The 23,922-nt window shown below is 60.7% G+C and carries 15 protein-coding genes; 2 read left to right on the top strand and 13 right to left on the bottom strand.

Going from position 1 to position 23,922, the window contains the following annotated elements:
• Nucleotides 1-4: 4 nt before the first annotated feature.
• The 13 genes from AC1DUP_RS11125 to AC1DUP_RS11065 form a co-directional block, all read right to left on the bottom strand.
• Nucleotides 5-493, bottom strand: a complete 489-nt coding sequence (locus AC1DUP_RS11125) for a MaoC family dehydratase (RefSeq protein ID WP_113296032.1) — start codon at nt 491-493, stop codon at nt 5-7.
• A gap of 87 nt (nt 494-580) precedes the next feature.
• The gene (glgX, locus tag AC1DUP_RS11120) at nt 581-2,551 is read right to left on the bottom strand and encodes a glycogen debranching protein GlgX (protein WP_477832671.1); all 1,971 of its coding nucleotides are present in this window, start codon (nt 2,549-2,551) and stop codon (nt 581-583) included.
• A gap of 13 nt (nt 2,552-2,564) precedes the next feature.
• Nucleotides 2,565-4,196, bottom strand: a complete 1,632-nt coding sequence (locus AC1DUP_RS11115) for an alpha-D-glucose phosphate-specific phosphoglucomutase (protein ID WP_113310333.1) — start codon at nt 4,194-4,196, stop codon at nt 2,565-2,567.
• A gap of 1 nt (nt 4,197) precedes the next feature.
• Complete coding sequence (glgA, locus tag AC1DUP_RS11110) at nt 4,198-5,643, bottom strand: glycogen synthase GlgA (RefSeq protein WP_113296035.1); 1,446 nt, start codon at nt 5,641-5,643, stop codon at nt 4,198-4,200.
• A 3-nt stretch (nt 5,644-5,646) separates the two neighbouring features.
• A complete protein-coding gene (gene glgC / locus AC1DUP_RS11105; RefSeq protein ID WP_007822755.1) occupies nt 5,647-6,909 on the bottom strand; it encodes a glucose-1-phosphate adenylyltransferase in 1,263 nt (420 codons plus the stop codon).
• 19 nt (nt 6,910-6,928) lie between these two features.
• Nucleotides 6,929-9,136 carry a 1,4-alpha-glucan branching protein GlgB gene (gene glgB / locus AC1DUP_RS11100; RefSeq protein ID WP_477832670.1) on the bottom strand — a complete coding sequence of 736 codons (2,208 nt, stop codon included), beginning with the start codon at nt 9,134-9,136 and terminating at the stop codon, nt 6,929-6,931.
• Nucleotides 9,136-11,595, bottom strand: a complete 2,460-nt coding sequence (locus AC1DUP_RS11095; protein ID WP_113296038.1) for a glycogen/starch/alpha-glucan phosphorylase — start codon at nt 11,593-11,595, stop codon at nt 9,136-9,138. The genes glgB and AC1DUP_RS11095 overlap by 1 nt, the downstream gene beginning before the upstream one ends.
• A gap of 274 nt (nt 11,596-11,869) precedes the next feature.
• Complete coding sequence (locus AC1DUP_RS11090; RefSeq protein ID WP_477832669.1) at nt 11,870-13,051, bottom strand: vWA domain-containing protein; 1,182 nt, start codon at nt 13,049-13,051, stop codon at nt 11,870-11,872.
• A gap of 121 nt (nt 13,052-13,172) precedes the next feature.
• Nucleotides 13,173-14,060 (bottom strand): transglutaminase-like domain-containing protein, encoded by an 888-nt coding sequence (locus AC1DUP_RS11085; RefSeq protein ID WP_113296039.1) that lies wholly within the window; start codon nt 14,058-14,060, stop codon nt 13,173-13,175.
• A complete protein-coding gene (locus AC1DUP_RS11080) occupies nt 14,057-16,474 on the bottom strand; it encodes a circularly permuted type 2 ATP-grasp protein (protein WP_477832668.1) in 2,418 nt (805 codons plus the stop codon). The genes AC1DUP_RS11085 and AC1DUP_RS11080 overlap by 4 nt, the downstream gene beginning before the upstream one ends.
• Nucleotides 16,475-16,488: 14 nt before the next feature.
• Complete coding sequence (locus tag AC1DUP_RS11075; RefSeq protein WP_477832667.1) at nt 16,489-19,815, bottom strand: transglutaminase family protein; 3,327 nt, start codon at nt 19,813-19,815, stop codon at nt 16,489-16,491.
• Between the two features lie 107 nt (nt 19,816-19,922).
• Nucleotides 19,923-21,305, bottom strand: coding sequence for a sensor histidine kinase N-terminal domain-containing protein (locus AC1DUP_RS11070; RefSeq protein ID WP_477832666.1), 1,383 nt, complete (start codon nt 21,303-21,305; stop codon nt 19,923-19,925).
• On the bottom strand, nt 21,302-21,979 hold the full coding sequence (locus AC1DUP_RS11065) for a response regulator (protein ID WP_477832665.1): 678 nt from the start codon (nt 21,977-21,979) through the stop codon (nt 21,302-21,304). The genes AC1DUP_RS11070 and AC1DUP_RS11065 overlap by 4 nt, the downstream gene beginning before the upstream one ends.
• 214 nt (nt 21,980-22,193) lie before the next feature.
• On the opposite strand from AC1DUP_RS11065, the gene AC1DUP_RS11060 reads away from it, so the two are divergent.
• Together AC1DUP_RS11060 and AC1DUP_RS11055 are read left to right on the top strand one after the other, a co-directional pair.
• On the top strand, nt 22,194-22,706 hold the full coding sequence (locus tag AC1DUP_RS11060; RefSeq protein WP_477832664.1) for a GNAT family N-acetyltransferase: 513 nt from the start codon (nt 22,194-22,196) through the stop codon (nt 22,704-22,706).
• Nucleotides 22,707-22,774: 68 nt separating this feature from the next.
• A complete protein-coding gene (locus AC1DUP_RS11055) occupies nt 22,775-23,839 on the top strand; it encodes an ABC transporter substrate-binding protein (protein ID WP_477832663.1) in 1,065 nt (354 codons plus the stop codon).
• Nucleotides 23,840-23,922 lie beyond the last annotated feature (83 nt).

Genomic DNA, 23,922 nt, shown 5'->3' with positions numbered 1-23,922 from the left:
AACCTTAGGCGTCTTCCGGACGATCCTTCGGGTCGAACTGGATGATGGTGATCCAGCGGGCGGTCAGCGCCGGCTTCTTCTCATTCTCGATTTCGATCGAGCTATCATAGCTGGTCATCAGCATGCCTGCGCCGCGGAAGCGGGCGTCCGCGAGCACGAAGTGGCCGCGGATGCGAGTGCCGCTCTTGACCGGCGACATGAAGCGGATTTTGTCGAAGCCGTAGTTGATGCCCATGGTCTGCTCGCGCACTTTGGGCAAGCAGTTGTAGTTCATCGTCGACAGCAGCGAGAGTGTCAGGAAGCCATGAGCGATCGTCCCACCGAAGGGGCTTTCGGCTGCTGCGCGAACGGGATCGACGTGAATGAACTGATGGTCGCTGGTTGCGTCGGCAAAAGCGTCAATCATCTTCTGATCGACGAGAATCCAGTCAGACAATCCTGTTTCCGTGCCGACCAGCCCCCGGATATCCGAGAGCGAAATTTCCATCACCATGCATTCCTCGTAAAAAGCCGCAGCCGCAAGCCTTATCGTGCATTTATGACGATTGCGACAACGATTCACGCGGGTTGGTGGTGTAGATCAATTTTCCGCAAAAAAGGCGACTGAACGTGGCTCTACCGTCGCGCGGGTACCGACTTTCCGCGTCTCGCCGGGCAGAAGCTGGCGCCAGGCTGCTTCGCCGGCTGAGGGGAGGATAAACAGCTGACGTTGTTCCGAGCGATTGAACAGGACGGCGAGGCGGGTCTGCTTACGGGAGGAGCGATCGTCGGTCGCAAGCATCATGCCGAGAGTGGAGAGCGAGGGCGTTTCCCATTCGCCTGTTGTCATCGGTTCGCCGGAAAGCGAAATCCATTCCACATCGCCGTTGCCGGAAAAGAAGTTCAGGTCGGAGAAGACCGAGAAGCGCCGGCGAAGCGCGGCGACAAAGGCGGTATGGGCGATCAGGTCTTCGTCCAGCAGTTTCCAGTCAAGCCACGTGATCTCGTTGTCCTGGCAATAGGCGTTGTTGTTGCCATGTTGCGTTCGTCCGCCTTCGTCGCCGGCCGTCAGCATGATGCTGCCGCGGCTGGCAAAGAGCGTAGAGATGAGCGCCATGACATCAGCCTTGCGACGCTCCCGGATGACAGGATAGGCGGTCTCGCCTTCGACGCCATTGTTCCAGGAATGGTTCTCGTCGTGGCCGTCGCGATTGTTCTCGCCGTTCGCATCGTTGTGCTTGCCGCTGTATGAAACGAGGTCCATGAGGGTGAAGCCGTCATGGGCGGCGAGGAAGTTGACGCTGCGAGTCGCTGTCGCGCCATTGGCCGAAAAGATATTCGACGAGCCGGCCAGCACAGTTGCGAGCGAACCTGTTTTCCAGCCATCGCCGCGCCAGTAGCACCTGATGTCATCGCGGGCGCGGTCGTTCCATTCCTGGAAGGGTGCAGGGAAGTTGCCGAGCTGATAGCCGCCGGGGCCGATATCCCAGGGTTCGGCGATCATGATGCGGTCGGCGAGCAGATCGTCGGCGAGGAACGCAGCCAGCGTACCGTTCCGGTCGAAGCCGTTTGCCGTGCGGCCGAGAACGGGAGCCAGATCGAAACGGAAGCCATCGATGCCGGCATTGCGGACGAAATGGCGCAGACTGTCGATGATGAGCCGCTGGACGTAAGGATGGTCGCAGGCAATCGTATTACCGGTGCCGGTATCGTTGACGAGCACGGAGGGCCGATCGACAACATGGCGGTAGTAGCTGAGATTATCGATGCCGCGCAGCGACAGCGTTGTACCGTAGCGGTCGCTTTCGCCGGTATGGTTGAAGACGAGGTCGAGGATGACGGCGATGCCTTCGTCATGTAGCTTCGCCACCGTGTTGCTGAGCTCTGCGATGCCGCCGGGCACGATACGCGGATCGAGCGCCATGAAGGCGACCGGATTGTAGCCCCAGCCATTCGTCAGTCCGAGCGGCGGCAGATGGCGCTCGTCGATCCAGGCGGTGATCGGCATCAGTTCGACGGCATCGACGCCGATGCGTTTCAGGTGAGTAATGACCGAGGGGTGGGCAAGCGCGGCGACCGTGCCGCGCTCAGCTTCCGGCACATCCGGATGGAGGATGGTGAAGGGCTTGACCGCCACCTCGTAAATAAAGCCGCCCGGTTTGAAGAGCGGCTTTCGGATTTTGACGGGCGCGTCTTTGGTGACGACCGACTTCGGGATCAGGTGCTGCGTATCTTCGCCGAAGATTCCGAGGCGGGGGTCGTAGTGAAACGGCCCATCGACCGCCTTGGCATAGGGATCGATCAGCAGTTTGGAAGGGTCGAACCAAAGGCCGTTGTCCGGAGCGTAAATGCCGTCGGCGCGATAGCCATAGAGGGCACCTTCCTTCAATCCGTCGACGAAAAGCCGGAAGACATGGCCGCTGTCGCGGGCCATGGGGAGCCTTGCATATTCCTTGCCGTCGTCATCGAAGAGGCAGAGATCGATCTGCGCTGCATGATGCGACCAAACGGCAAATTCAACGCCCGTTTCGAAGACGATGGCGCCGCCCTGCGCGGAACTGTTACCCCCCATGTGCCCCCCGGGATCAGGTGATCACGGTCGGCTCGTTGCGTCCCGTGCGCTCACGAATGTTGGCGATGCTTTCGGCGGCCGCGATCAGATCGGCGAGCGCTTCCTGCGTTTCGATATTGTGGCGAGTCGAATCCGGCTCGTATCGTTCGATATAGACGCGCAGGGTTGCGCCAGACGTGCCGGTGCCCGACAGGCGGAAGACGACGCGCGAGCCGCCTTCGAACAGGACGCGGACGCCCTGATGCTCGCTGACCGACTTGTCGACCGGATCGTGATAGGCGAAATCGTCAGCCTTCTCGACCTTCAGATCGCCAAACGTCTTGCCAGGCAGGGTGGAAAGCTGGTTGCGCAGATTGTCGACCAGGCCATTTGCGGCATCGCTATCGACGCCTTCGTAGTCATGACGGGAATAGTAGTTGCGGCCATAGGTCTGCCAGTGCTGGGTAACGATGTCCTGCACGCTTTCGCCGCGCACGGCCAGCACGTTCAGCCACAGCAGCACAGCCCAGAGGCCGTCCTTCTCGCGGACGTGGCTGGAGCCGGTGCCGGCGCTTTCTTCGCCGCAGATCGTCGCCATGCCGGCGTCGAGCAGGTTGCCGAAGAATTTCCAGCCGGTCGGAGTCTCGTAGAGGCCGATGCCCCGCTTCTCAGCCACGCGGTCGGCCGCGCCTGATGTCGGCATAGAGCGGGCAATACCAGCAAGACCGCCGGAATAGCCGGGCGCCAGGTTGGCGTTGGCGGCAAGGATTGCAAGGCTGTCGGAAGGGGTGACGAAAACGCCGCGGCCGATGATGAGGTTGCGGTCGCCGTCGCCGTCGGATGCAGCGCCGAAATCGGGCGCGTCCTCACCCATCATCTCGTCATAGAGTTCTTTCGCATGAACGAGGTTCGGGTCCGGATGATGGCCGCCGAAATCCGGCAGCGGCATGAAATTACGCACGGAGCCGGAGGGAGCGCCGAGGCGGTTCTCGAAGATTTCCTTGGCGTAGGGACCGGTCACGGCACTCATGGCGTCGAAGGCAATGCGGAAGCCAAGGCTGATCAGATTGCGGATCGCACCGAAATCGAAGAGCTCTTCCATCAGCGCGGCATAATCCTCGACCGGGTCGATGACCGAGAGGATGGTGCCGCCCGGCAGCTCTTCCTTGCCGATGCGGTCGATATTCACGTCGGCGAAATCGGCGATCTTGTAGCTTCCGATCACCTTGGAGCGCGCATAGATCGCGTCGGTGATCTTCTCAGGCGCCGGACCGCCATTGTTGACATTGTACTTGATGCCGAAGTCTTCGGTCGGGCCGCCGGGATTGTGGCTGGCCGAGAGAATGATGCCACCAAAGGCCTTGTACTTGCGGATGATGTGGGAGGCTGCGGGTGTCGAAAGAATGCCGCCCTTGCCCACCATGACCTTACCGAAGCCATTGGCGGCGGCCATCTTGATCGCCTTCTGGATGACTTCGCGATTGTAGTAGCGTCCGTCGCCGCCGATGACCAGGCACTTGCCCTGATAGCCTTCCAGCGAATCGAAGATCGACTGGATGAAATTCTCCGCGTAGTTCGGCTGCTGGAAGACGGGAACCTTCTTGCGCAGACCTGAAGTGCCGGGTTTCTGGTCCTGATAGGCCGTGGTGGGAACAGACTTAATCATTTTAGCTCATGCCTTTCGAGACGAGGCTTGAATACAGGGCAACATAACGTTCGGCGCTCTTCTCCCAAGAGACATCCGACTTCATGCCCTGCTTTTGCAATTGGGTCCAGACTTTTTGATCCGCGTAAAGGTGCATGGCGCGGCGCAATGCCTGTAGCATGCTTCCTTCGTTTACGGGTGCGAATTGTATGCCTGTGGCCACCTTTGCCGCAAGTGCGGCATGATTGGCATCAATCACGGTATCGTTGAGACCGCCGGTGCGCGCGACGATCGGCACACAGCCGTAGCGCAGGCCGTAAAGCTGCGTGAGACCGCATGGCTCAAAGCGGGAGGGGATGATGATCGCGTCGCAGCCGGCCTGCATCAGGTGCGACATCGGCTCGTTGTACCCGATGGAAACGCCGATGCGGCCGGGGTTGCGGTTGGCGGCGGCGAGCAGCGCGCCCTCCAGTGCCACCTCGCCGGAACCGAGCACTACGAGCTTGCCGCCGAGCGCGACGATCTCGTCGGCAGCGCTTGCGACGAGATCCATGCCCTTTTGCCAGGTCAGGCGGCTGATGACGCAGAAGATCGGCGCGTTGTCGTGGTCGAGATGGAAGAATTCCTCGATCGATCTACGGTTCTCGATGCGGTTTTTCAGCGTCGTCGGGCCGTAGTGCGTGTGGACCACCGGATCGGTCGCCGGGTTCCAGATATCGGCGTCGATGCCGTTGACGATACCATGCAGCACGTCGCGGCGGCTGGCGATGACGCCTTCCAGGCCCATGCCGAATTCCGGGGTCAGGATTTCCTCCGCATAGGAGGGGCTGACGGTGGTGATGGCATGAGCAGTCTGCAGGCCACCCTTGAGGAAACCGACAGTGCCGTAATATTCGATGCTCTCAGTGGCAAAGGCATGGGGCGGCAGACGCAGGCCGGGGAGAATATCGGCGCCGAACTGGCCCTGGAAAGCGATGTTGTGGATCGTCAGAATGCTCGGCAGTTCGGGCGTCGGGTAATAGCGCATGTAGACAGGGACCATGGCGGCCTGCCAGTCATGGGCATGCACCAGATCCGGCCGCCAGCCGGGCAACAGTCCCGCGGCGATCTCGGAGCCTGCCAGCGAAAGGGCGGCGAAGCGGCGCCAGTTGTCAGGGTGATCCTTGCCGGTCGTATCGAGATAGGGGCCGCCCGGACGGTCGTAGTAAGCCGGCGCGTCGAGCACGAGGATATCGAGACCCTGATGCTCCACCTCAAGCAATCTTGCCGGTTGGCCGAGCAGATCCGGAAACTCCAGCCGTACGACCGGATTCTGCAAAACCTTCATGACCGCGGGATAGCCGGGCATGAGGGTTTTTGTTTCAATGCCATAGGATTTGAGGGCTATTGGCAGGGCGCCTGCCACATCGGCAAGGCCCCCTGTCTTGATCAAAGGGAAGACTTCGGACGAAACCGAAAGAACTTTCATAAGTCAGATATCCAGCTTGTCGATCATCGGTTGCGTGATCAGGCAAATGCCGCTTTCGGTCCGTCTGAAACGCCGGGCGTCTAGTTCCGGATCCTCGCCGACGACAAGACCTTCCGGGATGACGACACCATGATCGATCACAACGTCTTTGAGCTGGGCGCGCCGACCGATCTTCACATTGGGCAGGATGACCGCCCCTTCCAGTTTGGAAAAGGAATTGGCTCGCACGCCGGTGAAGAGAAGGCTTCGGTTGAGGCTTGCACCCGAGATGATGCAGTCGCCGGCAACGACAGACGACGTTGCCGAACCGCGGCGGTCTTCATCGTCATGAACGAATTTCGCCGGCGGAGTAATCTCGGCATAGGTCCAGATCGGCCAGGATTTGTCGTAGATATCAAGGGCCGGAACGATCGCCGTCAGGTCGATATTGGCCTGCCAATAGGCATCGATCGTACCGACGTCGCGCCAGTAGGGCTCATGCTCGAAATCGGAGCGGACGCAGGACTTGGCGAAGCGGTGGGCGACTGCCTTACCGTGCTCGACGATATAGGGGATGATATCTTTGCCGAAGTCGCGGCTCGAAGTCGGATCAGCGGCATCGCGACGGAGTGCCTCGATCAGGAACTTGGTGCGGAAGACATAAATGCCCATGGACGCGAGAGCGAAATCCGGCTTGTCCGGAATACCAGGCGGATCGGCCGGCTTTTCGATGAAGGCGAAGATCTCGTCCTTCTCATTAACATGCATGACACCGAAACCAACCGCATCCATGCGCGGTACTTCAAGGCAGCCGATGGTCACGTCCGCGCCGGTATCGACATGCTGCTGGAGCATGTATTCATAGTCCATCTTGTAGATATGGTCGCCAGCGAGGATGACCATGTATTCGACGCCGTAATCCTCGATGATGTCGATGTTCTGATAGACAGCATCGGCGGTACCTTCATACCACTGCGTTTCGGAAACGCGCTGGGATGCGGGCAGAATGTCGAAGCTCTCGTTACGCTCGGGCCGGAAGAAGTTCCAGCCGCGCTGCATGTGGCGGATCAGCGAATGTGCCTTGTACTGGGTAGCGACGCCGATACGGCGGATGCCGGAATTCAGAGCGTTCGACAGTGCGAAATCGATGATGCGTGCCTTGCCGCCGAAATAGACGGCGGGTTTTGCGCGTCGGTCAGTCAGTTCCTTGAGGCGGCTTCCCCTGCCGCCGGCGAGAACATAGGCCATTGCATCGCGGGCAAGTGGCTGAATGCGCTTTTCTACCATTTTCTCCTCCCACCAGTCACTAATTCTCGGGTTCAAGCATGATTGTCGCCAGCGGCGGCAGGGTTATCGAGCAGCTTATCTCGCCGCCGGCATCGACGGCTTGGACGCGCCCGCCATTGCCCTTGCCGCTGCCTCCATAAATGTCGGCATCGGTATTGAGGATTTCCCGCCAGCGCCCGGCAGAAGGCAGCCGGACCGAATAGTTCTCACGATAGACAGGCGTGAAGTTCGTGATGACGGCGACGGGCTTCTGGCCAGGCGCCTTGCGCAGCCAGGCGAAGACCGAGTTCTCGTAATCGTCGGCGATCAGCCATTCGAAGCCGTCGCCTTCGCAGTCACGCGCATGGAGTGCGGCCTTGCTGCGATAGGTGAAGTTGAGGTCACGCACCAGGCGACGCATGCCTTCGTGCATGCGGTACTGGAGGAGGTTCCAGTCGAGCGACTTGTTCTCGCTCCATTCGGCCCACTGAGCGAATTCCTGTCCCATGAAGAGCAGCTTCTTGCCGGGATAGCCCCACATGAAGGCGTAGTAGGCGCGCAGATTGGCAAATTTCTGCCAATCGTCACCCGGCATCTTGGCGATCAGCGAACCCTTGCCGTGCACGACTTCGTCATGGGAGAGCGGCAGGACGAAATTTTCCGAATAAGCGTAGAGCAGCCCGAAGGTCAGTTCATTGTGGTGGTGCTTGCGGTGCACCGGTTCGCGGCTCATGTAGCTCAACGTGTCGTGCATGAAGCCCATGTTCCACTTGAAGCCGAAGCCGAGGCCGCCTTCGTGGACCGGTTGGGAAACCTTCGGCCAGGAAGTCGACTCCTCGGCGATGGTCATGACGCCGGGATGCTCGCCATAGATGCGGGTGTTGAGGTTCTGCAGGAAGCGGACGGCTTCGAGGTTTTCGTTGCCGCCATACTCGTTCGGGATCCATTCGCCGTGCTTGCGCGAATAGTCGAGATAGAGCATCGACGCGACCGCATCGACGCGCAGGCCGTCGAGATGGAATTTCTCGGCCCAGTACAGCGCGTTGTTGACGAGGTAGGAGACGACCTCTGTGCGGCCAAAATTGTAGATTGCCGTGTTCCAGTCCGGGTGAAAACCCTTGCGTGGGTCTTCGTGTTCGTAAAGCGCGGTGCCGTCGAACCAGCCAAGGCCGTGTTCATCCGTCGGGAAATGCGCCGGCACCCAGTCGAGGATGACGCCGATGCCGACCTTGTGACAGCCGTTGACGAAACGGGCGAAGCCTTCCGGCTCGCCGAAGCGGGCAGTCGGGGCATAGAGGCCGGTCGTCTGGTAACCCCAGGAGGGGTCGTAGGGGTGCTCGGTGATCGGCAGGAACTCGATATGAGTGAAGCCCATATCGACGCAGTAGGGGATGAGGCTCGAGGCAAGCTCATCCCAAGACAGCATGGAGCCATCCTGGCGACGCTGCCAGGAGCCGGCGTGAACCTCATAGATGCTGATCGGCTGGCGGCGCATATCGCTTTCGCGCCAGTGTTTCAGATGCGGCTCGTCTTGCCATTCCTGCACAAGTTCGGCGGTCGTCACGGATGCCGTTTTGGGGCGAAGTTCGCTGCGGCGGGCAAAGGGGTCAGCCTTCAATGGCAGCAGCACGCCGTCCTGGCCACGGATCTCGAATTTGTAGGGGACACCGAGCGGCACATCGGGGGCGAAGATTTCCCAGATGCCGCTGTCGGCACGCAAGCGCATGACGTGGCGTCGTCCGTCCCAATTGTTGAAATCGCCGACAACCGAAACGCGCTGCGCATTCGGCGCCCATACGGCAAAGTGGATGCCGGTCGCGCCTTCATGCTTGATGCGATGGGCGCCCATCTTGTCGAAGAGCCGCAGGTGCGAACCCTGCCGGGCGTAATAATCGTCCATCGGGCCGAGCACCGGGCCGAAGCTGTAAGGGTCGGTCACCGCCCATTCGGCGTCGGCGCGCCGGGCGCGATAGCGCACAGGCTGGAATTTGGTGATCGATACCTGGCCGCCGAAAATACCGTCTTGATGAAGCTGGTTGAGTTCGCCGATCGGCGTCCCATCCAGCGTCATTGCAGTGACGGCTTCTGCGCCGGGGACGAAACACCTGGTAATGAAGGCCTCGCCGGCCTGGTGTACGCCCAGGACGGCAAAGGGATCGGCATGCGAGCCGTTGAGAATTGCCGCAATTTCGCCCGCCGAAATTTCCCAGGGAAGCTTCACTTCAGGGGTGGCTTTCGGCGGCTTCATCAAGCTCTCCAGATCTCGTCGGCATATTGTCTGATCGTGCGGTCGGAGGAGAACCAGCCCATCCGCGCCGTATTGTTGATCGTCTTCTCATACCAGGAGGACTGGTTGGTCCAGATCTGGTCGACCTCGCGCTGAGCGGCGGCATAGGCATCGAAATCGCCGGCGACCATGAACCAGTCGTGGGAGTAGATACCGTCAATGAGGCCGGTATAGCGGTTGCGGTCGTCAGGAGAGAAGACACCCGAGCTGATGGCGGCCAGCGCCTGTGCCAGCTCACGTGAGCCTTCGATGATCGCACGAGGATTATGGCCCTCGCTGCGGATCTTGGCGACTTCATCAGCCTGCAAGCCGAAGATGACGATATTGTCTTCGCCGACATTGTCGCGCATTTCGACATTGGCACCGTCGAGCGTGCCGATCGTCAGTGCGCCGTTCAGGCCGAACTTCATGTTGCCGGTGCCCGATGCTTCCATGCCGGCCGTCGAGATCTGCTCGGAGAGGTCGGCAGCCGGAACCATGATTTCGGCAAGCGAGACATTGTAGTTCGGCACGAAGACGACCTTCAGCAAGCCGCGGACCGATGGGTCGTTGTTGATGGTGCGGGCAACGTCGTTGATAAGCTTGATGATGAGCTTGGCGTTGTAGTAGCTCGGGGCAGCCTTGCCGGCGAAGAGCTTGACGCGCGGCACCCAATCCAGCTCGGGGTGCGAACGGATCTGATCGTAAAGTGCCACGGCTTCGACGATGTTCAGAAGTTGGCGCTTGTATTCGTGGATGCGCTTGATCTGAATGTCGAACATCGCCGACGGATCGAGCTTCACACCCATGCGGCTGGCGACGAGATTGGAGAGCGTCACCTTGTTTGCGCGCTTCACGGCAGCGAATTTCTGCTGGAAGCTCGGGTCGGTGGCGAATTTGTCAAGCGGGCGCAGCTTCTCGGCATCGTCGAGGAATTCATCGCCGATCGCTTCGCGCACCAGGCCGGTCAGGCCGGGATTGCACTGCTGCAACCAGCGGCGCGGCGTGATGCCGTTGGTCTTGTTGTTGATACGGTCGGGATAGAGCTTGTGCAGGTCTGCAAAGACCGTGACCTTCATCAGGTCCGTGTGCAGTGCCGACACGCCGTTGATCGAGTACGAGCCGACGAAGGCGAGATTGCCCATGCGCACGCGGCGGTCGCCGCTTTCATCGATCAGCGAGATCGAACGGATTTCCGTGTCGGAGAAATTACGGCTCTTGCGGGCTTCGATCAGTATCTTGGCGTTGATCGCATAGATGATCTGCATATGGCGCGGCAACAGGCGCTCGAAGAGCGGAACCGGCCAGCTTTCCAGCGCTTCGGGAAGAAGCGTGTGGTTGGTGTAGGAGAAGGTGCGGCGGGTGATATCCCAGGCCTGTTCGAAATCCAGGCCATGCACATCGCAAAGCAGGCGTGTAAGTTCAGCGACGGAAACGGCCGGGTGGGTGTCGTTGAGCTGGATCGCGACCTTGTCCGGCAGGGAGGTGAAGTCGTCATACTGCTGCAGGTGGCGGCGCAGGATGTCCTGCAGGGAAGCGGACGAGAAGAAATACTCCTGGCGCAGGCGCAGTTCCTGGCCGGCAGGTGTTGCGTCGGCCGGGTAGAGAACGCGCGTCAGGCTCTCAGCCCTGTTGCTCTCGCGCAATGCGCCGATATGGTCACCGGCGTTGAAGGCATCGAGCAGGATCGGATCGATCGGCTGAGCCGACCACAGGCGGAGCGTATTGACGCGCTTGCCGCGCCAGCCGACGACCGGCGTATCGAAGGCGGCGGCGATGACACGCTCGGCCGGCTTCCAGACGTAACGCGGTTGCTCGTCATGGCCGCTGATGACCTCGATCGAGCCGCCAAAGCCGATTTCGTAGGCGCTCTCGCGGCGTTCGAATTCCCAGGGATTGCCGTGGGCGAGCCAGTTTTCCGGCAGTTCAACCTGCCAGCCGTCTGCCATCTGCTGACGGAAGAGGCCGTGGACATAGCGGATGCCATAGCCATAGGCGGGCACGTCGACGGTCGCCATCGATTCCATGAAGCAGGCAGCGAGGCGGCCGAGACCGCCGTTGCCGAGTGCGGCATCGGGCTCCAGCCCGGCGATGACGTTGATGTCGACACCGAGCGAAGCGAGCGCATCACTTACCTCTTCCATGAGGTTGAGGTTGGATACAGCATCGCGCATCAGGCGGCCGATAAGGAATTCGAGAGACATGTAGTAGACGCGCTTGGCGCCGGTCTCATAAGCCTTGCGGGTGGATTCCATCCACTTGTCGATGATGCGGTCGCGCACCACGAGAATGGTCGCCGTCAGCCAGTCGTGAGGCTTGGCGACCTTGGCGTCCTTGCCGATGCGGTAGGTCAGGCGCTCGATGATTTCCTCAGCGAGGATTTCAGGCCGGGAACTGCGCGGAGCGGGTGCGGGGATGATCGGCTTCGAAACAGTATTCATTCTCAGGTCTCGCCAATTTTGATTTGGTTACAGTAAGATACGCCTGATTCAATCGATTTGTCATATATGCGGACAGGGCAGTTTATGCACCGTTACGAAGCACTTGCAACAAGGGAATTGGCCAAACGAAAAATTTGCGAAACCTTCATATTCACGAGGCCTAAGGGACTTGATTTCAATCGGTTTTCCCGATCTGATAGGCAGGACTGAGTTTAAACGAAAAGCCGCCCCGTTTGTTCCGGAGCGGCTTTTGTTTGCGCTGCAGTTGCGCTGATTACTGGGTCAGCAGAGTCTTGTCGGCGGCGGCACTTTGGCCGATCGCTTGGAAGGCGGAGGTCAGGTCGTTCATGCTTTCCGCCTGAAAGTAGTATGTCGGACCGCTAGCGCATTTGCTCAGTAAGCTCTGCCCCCGCGTCGGGGCCATGAATGCTATCGAATAAATCTTTATCCCGGCATTTTTTGCATTGGTGCATGTCGTTAAAGTATTCGTGTCGGACAGGTCCTTGTTGTTTTCACCATCCGTCATGAATACGATGTATTTGGTCAGACTGGTGTTGCCTGCGTTCGCTTGAATCTTGGATTCGGAGCCGCTGTCCGTCTTGTTAAGGTCGTTATAGGCTTGCAGCATCGGTGCCGCGGATTCGGTATTGCCGCCCGCTGACATCGTATTGATGACCTCTGTTCTTGTGCGGTTGGTACCCCAGCCGAACGTGTTCGAATCCTGAACGGCGCCGCTCCATGCAATTGCATTTGTGCGAACGTATTTCGCTTGTGGATCAGCTTTGTCCAACTGGTCGAGCAGCAGGTTGGCTGCTGTCTTCAAGGCGTCAATCTTCTTGACGTAGCAGGGGCTCTTTGTGCCGATCGACTGGCCGCTGGAATTGTACTGCTGGCAACTCTTGGTTGGAACAATCTGAGTACCTGTATTTGCCAGCATTGAGCCGGATTCGTCGAGGACCAGGGTCATTGAGACGGCGCTGCGCTGTTGGCTGATGCCGCTGGTCGTCTTGCTTGCCGCTGCGATGGTGCTGGTCTTGAAACCCAGGACATTCATGAAGGGCGTAAGACTTAGCGGATAGGAAGCATTGACGGAAATCCCGTAGCTTTTGCCGTTTGCGGAAGTGGTCGTCGTGATGGTTACACTGGTTGACGATTTGATCGCGCTGATCGTGGCTTCGTCGACATAATTCGCCATCTGCCCGGTGACGAAATCCTTCGCCAAAGCCTTTGCCTGATCATCGGTGGTGACCTTGCCGGAGGAAAGCGCGGTCGCTGTTGCAAGTGCTCCCGAGTCGGCTGCCTCCTGAAGCTGACGCTGCGAGGCTATGATATTCATGGTATCAATCGCGAAGCCGGCACTGCCTACAAGCACAGGCAGCAAGATAGCCGTCATAATGCCGAAATTGCCGCCGCGGTCGTGCCGCAGCCGATCGAGAAGCGAATGCAGGGTGTTCATCATGTCCACCGATTTCAAAAGAGCCTTAAGTAGGCACAATTGATGGACCGGATGACTTTAATGGCCGCTAAAGCCAGTACCTAAAATTCTAGACAACTGGCTGTTTTTTCCAATTTCGGGATTATTTCAGGGCAATCACGTCCACGGCCTGCACGGAACGCTGGCTGCCATAACTCTTGAGTACACCGATAACGGGAGCGACATCAGCGTAGTCGCGACCATATGCGACGACGATATGGTCGGTTCCGGCAGGAATGTTGTTGGTGGGATCGAGCTCGAGCCAGCCGGCCGTTTCGCCGCACCAGACGCGTACCCAGGCATGCATGGCATCGGCGCCCTCCAGGCGCTCCTTGCCGGGCGGCGGGATGGTGCGCAGGAAGCCGGAGACATAGCCGGCGGGGATGCCGAGGCTGCGCAGCGCAAGGATCATCACATGGGTAAAGTCCTGGCAGACGCCGCGCTTCAGCTCGAACGCTTCGAGCGGCGTCGTCTCGACGGTCGTCGCTTCCGGATCGTAGGTGAAATCCTTGTTGATGCGGGTGCAAAGCGCATAGGCGATCTGCATGACCGTCAGCGAGGGTCGGACGCAGGTCTTGGCGTATTCAGCGATCGCCTTGGTCTCCGTCAGGCGCGGGCTGTCGCCAAGGAAATGGTGAGGCGATTCCGGATCGAGCGACCAGATTCCAGCAACCTCCTCCGGCAGCTCGGCCAATAGCGGTGAGAAGTCTGCGGATATCGCCTGGCTTTCGACCTGTACGCGGGCCTGCATGCGGATATCCAGCTTTTCATGCGGCGAGCGCAACAGGAAAGATGTCGCCGGATGCTGGAAGAAGTCGATGAAATGCGACTGTTCGTCCGGCTGGGGCGCGACGCTGATCGAGCCTGCGACAAGCCGCTGACGGTTTGGCAGCGAGAGCGGCATCAGGCGCATGATGTGGCGCGCGCCGGATGCCGGCGTGTCATAGCTGTAGCCCATATGCAGGGTGAGATCGTAGAGGACGGTCGTCATCCGAGATAGGTCTGCGCCAGAAGGTCGGAGAGGTGTTCCAGCTCACGCTCCAGCCGATGGTAGACATCACCGTCCATGGTTTCCGGCGTCATGACGGCGAGGCCGGAATGCAGGCGCATCGCCTCGCGGTAGAAGGGCGACATCTGGCCGTTCATAAACGCATTCGGAAGCTGCTCGACCTCTCGGTGGATCTCGTTCATCTGGAAGAGGACCGAGCGCGGGTTCAGCGGATCGAGCGCCAGCAGATCGGTCACCGTCAGCCGTGCCGTGTTGACGTTGTAGCGGCGACGGTGGGTCATGACGCTGTCGCCGATTTCCAGCAGCATGTCGAGTGCGCCATCGGGCGCTTCCGGGCCGGACATGTGGCCGAGAAGGCGCGTCATGTGCAGGCCGCGTTCGATGTATCGGCCTAGCGAGAGGAAGCGCCAGCCGGTGAAGCGGTACATGTTTTCATGCACGAGACCGGCAAAGCCCGCGAGCTTTCGCAAGAGAATGGTCATCGCGTGGCTGGCGTCGTCGCCTGATGTAATGGTCGAGTGAAAGCGGCGGGCGGTCTTGGCGAGGTCATTCAAGGCCAGCCAGCCATCCGGCGAGAAGCGGTCACGGATGTTGCTTGCTGAATAGACGGCGCTGTCGATATTGCGCAGCAGCGATTCCGGCACGGGTTCGCCGGTGTCGATATCGACGGCGGCAAGATATTCGGTGACGTCAGCGAGCAACGGCTGGTTCGGGTCGGCGGCTTCGGCGTAGCGGGCGTGCCAGGCGCGCAGGATGCGCAGCGCCCCTTCGGCGCGTTCGATATAGCGGCCCAGCCAGAAAAGGTTGTCGGCCGCGCGGCTCGGCAGGCTGCCCGGCATGTTGCGGGTGAAGCTACCTTCGGCTGGCAGCAGCGTGTGGCGCTCGACCGGTTTGTCGCTGACGATCCACACATCAGCCGCCGCACCGCCGGACTGCATGGCTATGGCGGCGACATCGTCTCCCGAACCGATGCGGGCAAAACCGCCGGGCATGATCTGCCAACCATTGGCGGTGCGGGCGGCAAAGACGCGCAGCGACATCGGCCGCGGCGTCAGTTTGCCGTCGATCCAGGCCGGCGTGGTCGAGAGGGTGACGACTTCCTGACCTACGAGTTTTGCGCCGTCGCTCGTCAGCCAGTCCGCAATCGAGTTCTTGGCGGTGGCGCGCAGCGAAGAGCCGAGAACGGATTCGCCGCCGTCATCGAAGAAGGGTGCGCGGGAATAGGCCGGGCCGATCACCATCTTTTCGATATTTGCAGCCACATGGTCGCGCTCTTCCTTCTGACCGCACCACCATGTCGCGATGGATGGCAGGCGAAGATCTTCGCCCAGCAGCGAGCGACAGACGGCGGGCATGAAGGCGAGCAGGGCGCGCGTTTCCAGAACGCCGGTGCCGAGTGCGTTCACGATGGTGACGGTTTCGGCACGCAGGGCCTCCACAAGACCGGGCGTGCCGATATGCGAGTTCTGGTTCAGCTCCAGGGGATCGGCATAAGCGGAATCGAGACGCCGCCAGAGCACGCCGATCGGCTTCAGGCCGGCGACTGTGCGCACCATGATGCGCCTGTTGACCACCACAAGATCTTCGCCTTCCAGCAGCATGAAGCCGAGATAACGGGCGATATAGGCATGTTCGTAGTAGGTTTCGTTCGCCGGGCCGGGGGTCAGGACTGCGATACGGTCGTCACCGGAATGCTTCATCGCCTGCAACGCATCGCGGAAGGCGCCGAAGAAGGAGGCAAGGCGATGAACGGGCGTTTCGGCGTAGATATCGGAGAAGGCGCGGGTGGTTGCCACGCGGCTCTCCAGCGCGAAGCCTGCGCCGGATGGAGCCTGCGTGCGGTCGGCCAGTACCCACCAGTTTCCGTCAGGGCCTCGACCGATCTCGAAGGCACAGAAATGCAGGTAGTGACCGGTCGCAGGCTTTACACCGACCAGCGGCCGCTGGAATTCCGGGTTGGCGGCGATCAGTGCGGGTGGAAGAATGCCTTCCTCCACAAGCCTTTTTTCGCCGTAGATATCGGCGATTGTCGCTTCCAAGAGATCAGCACGCTGGACGAGGCCTGCCGAAAGAACCTGCCATTCGCGCTCGTCGATCAGCACCGGAATATGGGAGATCGGCCAGGGGCGCTCGCCGCTGCCCTTGGCGCCGTAGGCCCGATAGAAAACACCGGCGTCGCGCAGATAACGGTCGGCGCGGGCGAAACGCTCGGCCAGTTCCTTTTCGGGCATGGCATTCATATGGGCCATGAAGCGCTGCCAGACCGGACGGATGGCCCCGTTATTGTCCACCATCTCGTCTGCAATGCCGGGCAGAGGCGCATAGTCGAAGACTGCATCCGCGCCGGCGCGTTCCTCGATCTCGTCCCTCAATTCCAGTGCAGGCTTCTTGCCCATCAGACCCAGCTTCTTCAAGTTCCGACCGGCCGCCTCAGATCCAGCGTGAGCGGGAATTCAGGCGAAGGCGTTTCGGCGCGCGGAATATAACCGCCTGCCGTATGTCCCCACGGTTCGAAACGGGCGAGCCGCCGTGCTTCCGCCTCGTTGCCGTTGACCGGGAAGGTTTCATAGTTCCGACCGCCCGGATGGGCAACGTGATAGATGCAGCCGCCGATCGAACGTTTCGACCATGTATCATAAATATCAAAAGTCAAAGGCGTATTCACCGGCAGCACAGGGTGCAGGCCGGAAGCCGGCTTCCAGGCCTTGAAGCGCACACCGGCGACAGACACGCCTGATGTCCCCGTTGGCGCCAGCGGCACGGTGCGGCCGTTGCAGGTGACGGTGTAGCGCGCGGCGTTGTTCGTTTCGAGCCGAACCTGCAGACGCTCGACGGAACTATCGACGTAGCGGACGGTGCCGCCCGGCGCACCTTCCTCGCCCATGACGTGCCAGGGCTCCAGCGCTTGGCGCAATTCCAGCTTCGAACCCTCGTATTCAACCTCTCCGCAGAAGGGGAAGCGGAATTCAAGCTGCGCCTTGAACCATTCGGGGCTGACATCGAAGCCGTTTTCGCGAAGGTCTGCGAGGACGTCGAGGAAATCGGTCCAGACGAAATGCGGCAGCATGAAACGGTCATGCAGGGTCGTACCCCAGCGGACGAACTTGCCATCGGCGGGGTTCGTCCAGAAGCGGGCGATCAGCGCGCGTACCAGTAATTGTTGGGCTAGCGACATGCGAGCATTCGGCGGCATCTCAAAGCCGCGGAACTCGATGAGGCCGAGCCGTCCAGTCGGGCCATCCGGCGAAAACAGCTTGTCGATGCAGATTTCGGCACGGTGAGTGTTGCCGGTGACATCGGTCAAAAGATTTCGGAACAGTCGGTCGGTGAGCCAGGGCAGCGGCAGTTGACCACGACCCGGCGCTCCGACCTGCGCCATGGCGATCTCCAGTTCATAGAGAGTGTCGTGGCGGGCCTCGTCGATGCGCGGCGCCTGGCTGGTCGGGCCGATGAACATGCCGGAAAAGAGGTAGGAGAGGGAGGGATGGCGCTGCCAATGGAGGATGATGCTTTTCAGCAGGTCCGGGCGGCGCAGGAAGGGGCTGTTGTTCGGATTGGCGGCGCCGACGACGACGTGATTGCCGCCGCCGGTGCCGGTGTGGCGACCATCGACCATGAACTTGTCGGCACCGAGCCGGGTGGCGCGCGCTTCCTCGTAGATCGCCGTGGTGATGTCGACGCAATCCTGCCAGTTGGAGGCCGGGTGAATATTGACTTCGATGACGCCGGGATCGGGGGCGACGCGGATGACGTTAATCCGCTCGTCCTGCGGCGGCGGATAGCCTTCGATATGTACGGGGAGCTTGAGTTCGGCAGCAGCGTTTTCGGCAGCGGCGATCAGCTCCAGATAATCCTCGATGCGCTCGACTGGCGGCATGAAGACGCAGAGCCTGCCTTCGCGCGGTTCGACCGACAGGGCAGTGCGCACGGCACCGCCTATGTCGCCAAGGGTCTGTTCTATGCGGACAGCGTGGCTCTCCTCCGCCTGGAACGAGGCTTCGGGCATGGCGCGGCCGGCGGGCACGAAGACGTCAGGTAGCGGCGCGCGCGGTATCGACGGATCGGCGGGGTGGATATAGGGGTAGCGCGCTGGCGGGACATAGGGCAGCGTGCCGAGTGGCAGGCGATAACCGATCGGGCTGTCACCCGGTACAAGGAAAATCTTTCCGCGGCGCGTGCGCCATTTTTCGCTGACCCAGGTGCGGCTTGCGGCGGCCTTGGCATTCCACACTTGAACGGGGAGGACATACCCCGTCGGCACGGTGAGGCCGCGGGCGAAGACGCGGGCAATGCGGTTGCGCTCCTCGGGGTCCTTCAGCTTCGAATTCGACGGATCGACGTTTTCGGGAAGGCTGCCTTCCTTGATGATCCAGTCTGCCGGATCCTCATAGGCCGGCTGCACCATATCGGGCTTGATTGCCAGTTCCCTGGCGATCGCCGTCAGGAGCTTTTCGGCATCCTCCGCCTTGACACCGGTATCCTTGCCTTCAGCGGCGATCAGATCGAGGTTCTGCCAGATCGGCTTGCCGTCACGGCGCCAGTAGAGGGAGAAGGTCCAGCGCGGCAGGCTTTCGCCGGGATACCACTTGCCCTGGCCGTAGTGCAGGAAGCCACCGGGCGCGAAGCGCTCCTGCAGCCGGCGGATCAGGTTGTCCGCCTTTTCGCGCTTGGTCGGCCCGACGGCCGCGGTGTTCCACTCCTCGGATTGGAAATCGTCGATGGAGACGAAAGTCGGCTCGCCGCCCATCGTCAGGCGCACATCCTCGGCTTCGAGGACGCGGTCGACCTTCTCGCCGAGCTGGTTGAGCTCCTCCCAGCTCTCATCCGAGAAGGGTTTGGTGATGCGCGGATGCTCGGCGACCCGAGAGACCTTCATATCGAAGTCGAATTCGGTTTCGGCCTCGCCGAAATAACCGCCGGAGATCGGGGCCGCATTGCTGTAATGCGGTGTGGCTGCGAGCGGTATATGGCTTTCGCCGGTCAGCAGCCCGGAGGTGGGATCGAGACCGACCCAACCGGCGCCGGGCAGATAGACCTCCGCCCAGGCATGCAGATCAGTGAAATCGACCTCGGTACCGGAAGGGCCGTCGAGCGCCTTCAGGTCCGGCGCCAACTGGATGAGGTAGCCGGAGACGAAGCGGGCAGCGAGCCCGAGATGGCGCAGGATCTGCACGAGCAGCCAGCTGGTGTCGCGGCAGGAGCCCTTGGCGGTTTCCAGCGTCTCTTCCGGCGTCTGGACGCCGGCTTCCATGCGGATGACGTAACCTATCTGCCGCTGCAGACGGGCATTGAGGCCGACGATCATGTCAACCGTCGGCTGATCGGGCGACCAGTCGAGCGTCGGCAGCAGCGCCTTCAGGCGCGGGCCGGCCGGCTCCGGTATCATGTAGATCGAGAGATCCTCACGGAGCGTTTCCGGATAGTCGAAGGGCCACTTCGTCGCTTCCTCCTCGACGAAGAAGTCGAAGGGATTGTAGACGGTCATGTCGGCAACGAGATCGACCTCGATCTTGAATTCGGTCACCGGGTCGGGGAAGACGAAGCGGGCGAGATAATTGCCGTAAGGGTCCTGCTGCAGGTTCACGAAGTGGTTGGACGGCGTGACCTTCAAAGAATGGCTCAAAACCCGCGTTTTCGAGTGCGAGGCTGGCTTGAGGCGGATGATCTGAGGGCCGAGGCGGATCGGTTTGTCATACTGATAATGGGTCAGATGATAGATGCTGGCTTTGATCGACATATTGCTCTTTTATCCGCTTGCCGTTGATCGGCTTAGCTGTTCCCATGGCCAGTGTGTGCAATGCAGCGAAAGAATGCAAGGCGGAAAGGTTAACGCGCTGATCGCTTTCAGGCCGCGCGGTTGAATGTCACTGAAGCTTTGAGGCCCCTGCCGCCACGGCCTGATATCAGTACGAGCCTCGCATTGAAAAGATTGGCGATTTCCTCGACGATCGGCAGGCCGAGACCGGCACCGGGCGCACTGGATTCATTGCCGCGGGAGAAGCGCTTTCTGACTGCTTCCAGCTTTTCCGGCAGAATGCCCGGGCCGTTATCCTCGACTTCCAGCCTGACCGTTTCCGCATCCTCCATAATACGGACAGTCACTTCCGCGCCCTTGCCGGCATAGGCGATGGCATTGCCGGCGAGATTGCGCAGCATTTCGCCGATCAGCAGTGGTTCGGCGCGGATCATCGCCGGCCCTTCACCCTCGAAGCCGAGATCGATGCCAGCTTCGGCGGCACGGGGGATCTGCTCGCCGGTGATTTCCTGGGCGATGGCAGTGAGGTCGATGGCCGAGACCGTCAGCGCTTCCTTGGCGGTTGCGGCATCGATCTTGGCCATCAGCAGAAGCTGGGCAAGGATCCGCTCGGCGTGGGCAACCGCCTGATCGCCCTTGAGGGCAGCATGCTGCGCGTCATCCAGAGAGCCGGCCCGGACGGAGAGGGCAAGTTGGGTGCGGATGATGGCAAGCGGCGTGCGGAGCTGGTGGCTGGCATTGCCGGTGAAATTGCGGAGCGCATCGAGCGCCGATTGCAGGCGCACCATGAAGGAGTTGACGGTGTCGACGAGCGGCTGCACCTCGCTCGGAACGGATTGCTCGATCGGGTGCAGGTCGTCGGGGTTGCGCTCGCCGATGGCATCGCCGAGCTTATAGAGCGGTCGCAGCGCCACGGTGACGGAAATCCAGACGATAATTGCAGCGCCAGCGATCATCAAGGCAAGACGCAGCGCCGAGCGGACGAGAATCGCCCGCGCAAGCTGACGGCGGGCAATGGTGGTTTCGGCGACGGTGACGACGAAAGGCACGGAGCGGATGCCGGTCGAGGCGGAACGCTCCAAGGTTGCTACGCGGATCGGCTCGCCACGGAAGATATCGTCGGCAAAGGCAGCCGTATCGCCCTGCGTTTCCTTCAGCACCGGCAGCGCCTGATAACCGGTGATGAAATTTCCGGGCGGGCCGTCGACGCGGTAAAAGACGCGGTCCTGCGCTGCCGAAGTCAGCATTTCCAGCGCGACATAGGGAATGTCGACCTCGAGCGTGCCGTCTTCAGCAACGACGACCCGTTCGGCAATCGCCAGCGCGGAGCCCGCCAGCACGCGGTCGGAAACGATGTTCGAGGTCTGCACGGCCTCGCGCCAGGTATCGGCAAGCGCGAGCGTGCCGATGACGGCGGTCGAGACAAGCAGCCAGAAAAGCAGTCGGCGCCGGAGTGAATAGGCAGCCGTCATGAGGCCTCTGGCAGCTTGTCGAGATAGTAGCCGATGCCGCGGGCGGTCTTGACCGTCAGGCCATGCGGCGAAAGCCTTTTTCGCAGGCGGCTGACATATTGCTCGATGGCATTGGTGGAGATGTCGTCGTCGAAAGCGGTCAGCGATTGCATGATTGCTTCCTTGGCGACGACCTTGCCGGCGCGCATGAAGAGGATTTCGAGCAGACCGAGCTCGCGAGCGGGAATATCGAGCGGTATGGCGCCGGCGGAAAAGGCGCGGGAATTAAGGTCGAGCGAGATCGATCCGAAACTGACCGTCGAGGAGTGCAGCCCGGCCTGACGGCGAAGAAGCACGCGGACGCGTGCCTCGAATTCGGCAATGTCGAAGGGTTTGATGAGATAATCGTCCGCACCGAGATCCAATCCCTTCACACGTTCTTCCGGTGATCCGCGGGCTGTCAGGATCAGCACGGCAGCCCGGCTGCCGCGAGCGCGCATGGCGCGCAGCACATCGAGCCCGTCCATCTCCGGCAGGTTCAGATCGAGAATGACGAGATCGAAATTTTCCGCGGCGATAACGGCATTGGCCGAGGCCCCGTCATGGACGACATCCACCGCATGGCCTGTGCCGCGCAAGATCGCCGACAGGCCATCGGCCAGTGCAATATTGTCTTCGGTGAGCAGGATGCGCAACGGATGTTCCCCAGATTTTTCAGCGAGTTTATCAGGGATGGCAATCTGATGTCACAGCGATTCCGGGAATTGGTGAACGGAGGATGGTATTTGCTCCCGTTCATCATGAGCCCTGTCGCCACGACGCCATAAACCAGTTTCACTCCGCGCCGAATACCGATGGTAGGTGGAAGCTGTCATGATAGACTGCGGGAAGGTCGTGGAGGCTTTGCAGATGGGGAACATATCGGTCGCGCTCGCGGAAAGCCCGGAAGAGATCGATGCCGTTCGACATCTCAGTCGCGCCTTCCGACAATGGCTTTACGACAACTATTCGGATGAGCGGGCGCAGATCGAACTTTATTACAGTCCGGAAAAGTTCGAGGCGATGCTCGCCGACCTGCCGAAAATCCACGCAAGGCCACAAGGCGCAATCTTCCTGGCGCGGCTCGACGGAGAGATTGTCGGCTGCGTGATGCAACACGAGATCGCACCGGGCATTTCGGAGATGAAGCGGCTCTTCGTTTCCGATTCAGCACGCGGCAGCGGCGCGGCGCTGGCGCTCTGCGAAGCTTCTCTCGCGCAGGCCAGGGAGGATGGCTACAGGATGATGCGGCTCGATACCGGCCATCGGCAGATCGCAGCGCAGAAGCTATATCGGCGCCTGGGTTTTCAAGAGCGAGACGCCTATTACGAGATTCCTGACGATCTGAAGCCGATCCTGATGTTCTTCGAGCGCGAGCTTTGAAGTCCGGCTGCAGCGCCCACAGGAAGCCGACCCTTGTCTGACCTGAGCAGCTCGGGCATTCTTGCGCTATGAGGAGCCTTTTCATTCTGTTCCTGTGCCTGGTGCCCGGCCTTGTCGCCGCGGATCAGGTCTTCTATGCGGCGAAATCAGGTAATTCCGATGCGCCGGTGCTGACCGTCTATTCCTCGCTCGACGAGCCATTGGCGCAGCCGATGATCCGTGGCTTTCAGGAGGCCAATCCGGATGTGGCGGTCAAATATGAGGACATGCTGACCGGGGACATCTACGACCGCATCGTCAAAGAGACGGATGCCGGCGATAAGACTGCGGACTTCGCCTTCTCCTCTGCGATGGACCTGCAGGTGAAGCTTTCGAACGACGGCTATGCGCAGGTGAGCAACCTGCCGATGAGCGCCCAATGGCCGAAATGGGCGAACTGGCGCAACACCGCCTATGCGCTGACCTTCGAACCCGCGGTTTTTGTTTATCACAAGCCGAGTTTCATCCATGAGCCGGTGCCGAGTTCGCGGGCGGAATTCGTCGATTACCTGAAGCGCAAGGGTAACGAGGTCTATGGGCGGATCGGCACCTATGACATCGAACGTTCCGGCGTGGGCTTTTTGTTCATGGCGCGCGATCAGGAACAGTTCGGCGATATCTGGTCGGTGATCGGGGCGATGGGGGCTGCGGGCGTGAAGCTCTATTCCACGAGTTCGGCGATCCTGGAGCGGGTGGCCGACGGGCGCTTCGTGCTCGGCTATAATATTCTCGGCTCCTATGCGGCCGACTGGGCCTCGCGTCACCCTGACGTCGGTATCGTTCTGCCGAAAGACTATACGGTTGTAATGTCGCGCATCGGCCTGGTGCCGCAGGCAGCCGCCGAGCCGGAACTGGGGCGGCGCTATCTCGCCTTCTTCATGTCGAAGGAAGGCCAGACGATCATGGCCCGCGAGTTGCAGATCCCGGCCGTCAGCCCGGAAGTGGCCGGTGAGAATACCGCCAATACGTTGCAGGAACTGCTCGGCGCACAGTTGCGTCCGGTGCCGGTCAGCCCCGGTCTCATGGTCTATCTCGACCAGGTGAAGCGGGCACGGCTGATTGCGCACTGGAATGAGGTGCTGCGGACGCAGTAAAAATCTCGCTCGCCAATCTCGCCGTTAGGCGGGAATGGTCCGAGTTCTAGGTCGGAAATGCATCAGGGCGAGGGTGCTTCCGG

This window comes from Rhizobium sp. 01L419 (assembly GCF_056400025.1).
Note: the sequence above shows the minus strand (reverse complement) of the source record. Positions and strands in the feature narration are given on the sequence as shown.

What these genes read in the sequence shown, in the direction of transcription:
- AC1DUP_RS11080 (WP_477832668.1), bottom strand. Translation starts at nt 16,474, where the DNA reads ATGGGCAAGAAGCCTGCACTGGAATTGAGGGACGAGATCGAGGAACGC.
- glgB (WP_477832670.1), bottom strand. Translation starts at nt 9,136, where the DNA reads ATGAAGCCGCCGAAAGCCACCCCTGAAGTGAAGCTTCCCTGGGAAATT.
- AC1DUP_RS11085 (WP_113296039.1), bottom strand. Translation starts at nt 14,060, where the DNA reads ATGACGACCGTCCTCTACGATCTCACCCTGCATATGGGCTACAGCTAT.
- AC1DUP_RS11115 (WP_113310333.1), bottom strand. Translation starts at nt 4,196, where the DNA reads ATGATTAAGTCTGTTCCCACCACGGCCTATCAGGACCAGAAACCCGGC.
- AC1DUP_RS11075 (WP_477832667.1), bottom strand. Translation starts at nt 19,815, where the DNA reads ATGTCGATCAAAGCCAGCATCTATCATCTGACCCATTATCAGTATGAC.
- glgX (WP_477832671.1), bottom strand. Translation starts at nt 2,551, where the DNA reads ATGGGGGGTAACAGTTCCGCGCAGGGCGGCGCCATCGTCTTCGAAACG.
- AC1DUP_RS11090 (WP_477832669.1), bottom strand. Translation starts at nt 13,051, where the DNA reads ATGAACACCCTGCATTCGCTTCTCGATCGGCTGCGGCACGACCGCGGC.
- AC1DUP_RS11125 (WP_113296032.1), bottom strand. Translation starts at nt 493, where the DNA reads ATGGTGATGGAAATTTCGCTCTCGGATATCCGGGGGCTGGTCGGCACG.
- AC1DUP_RS11070 (WP_477832666.1), bottom strand. Translation starts at nt 21,305, where the DNA reads ATGACGGCTGCCTATTCACTCCGGCGCCGACTGCTTTTCTGGCTGCTT.
- AC1DUP_RS11095 (WP_113296038.1), bottom strand. Translation starts at nt 11,595, where the DNA reads ATGAATACTGTTTCGAAGCCGATCATCCCCGCACCCGCTCCGCGCAGT.
- glgC (WP_007822755.1), bottom strand. Translation starts at nt 6,909, where the DNA reads ATGGTAGAAAAGCGCATTCAGCCACTTGCCCGCGATGCAATGGCCTAT.
- AC1DUP_RS11060 (WP_477832664.1), top strand. Translation starts at nt 22,194, where the DNA reads ATGGGGAACATATCGGTCGCGCTCGCGGAAAGCCCGGAAGAGATCGAT.
- AC1DUP_RS11055 (WP_477832663.1), top strand. Translation starts at nt 22,775, where the DNA reads ATGAGGAGCCTTTTCATTCTGTTCCTGTGCCTGGTGCCCGGCCTTGTC.
- glgA (WP_113296035.1), bottom strand. Translation starts at nt 5,643, where the DNA reads ATGAAAGTTCTTTCGGTTTCGTCCGAAGTCTTCCCTTTGATCAAGACA.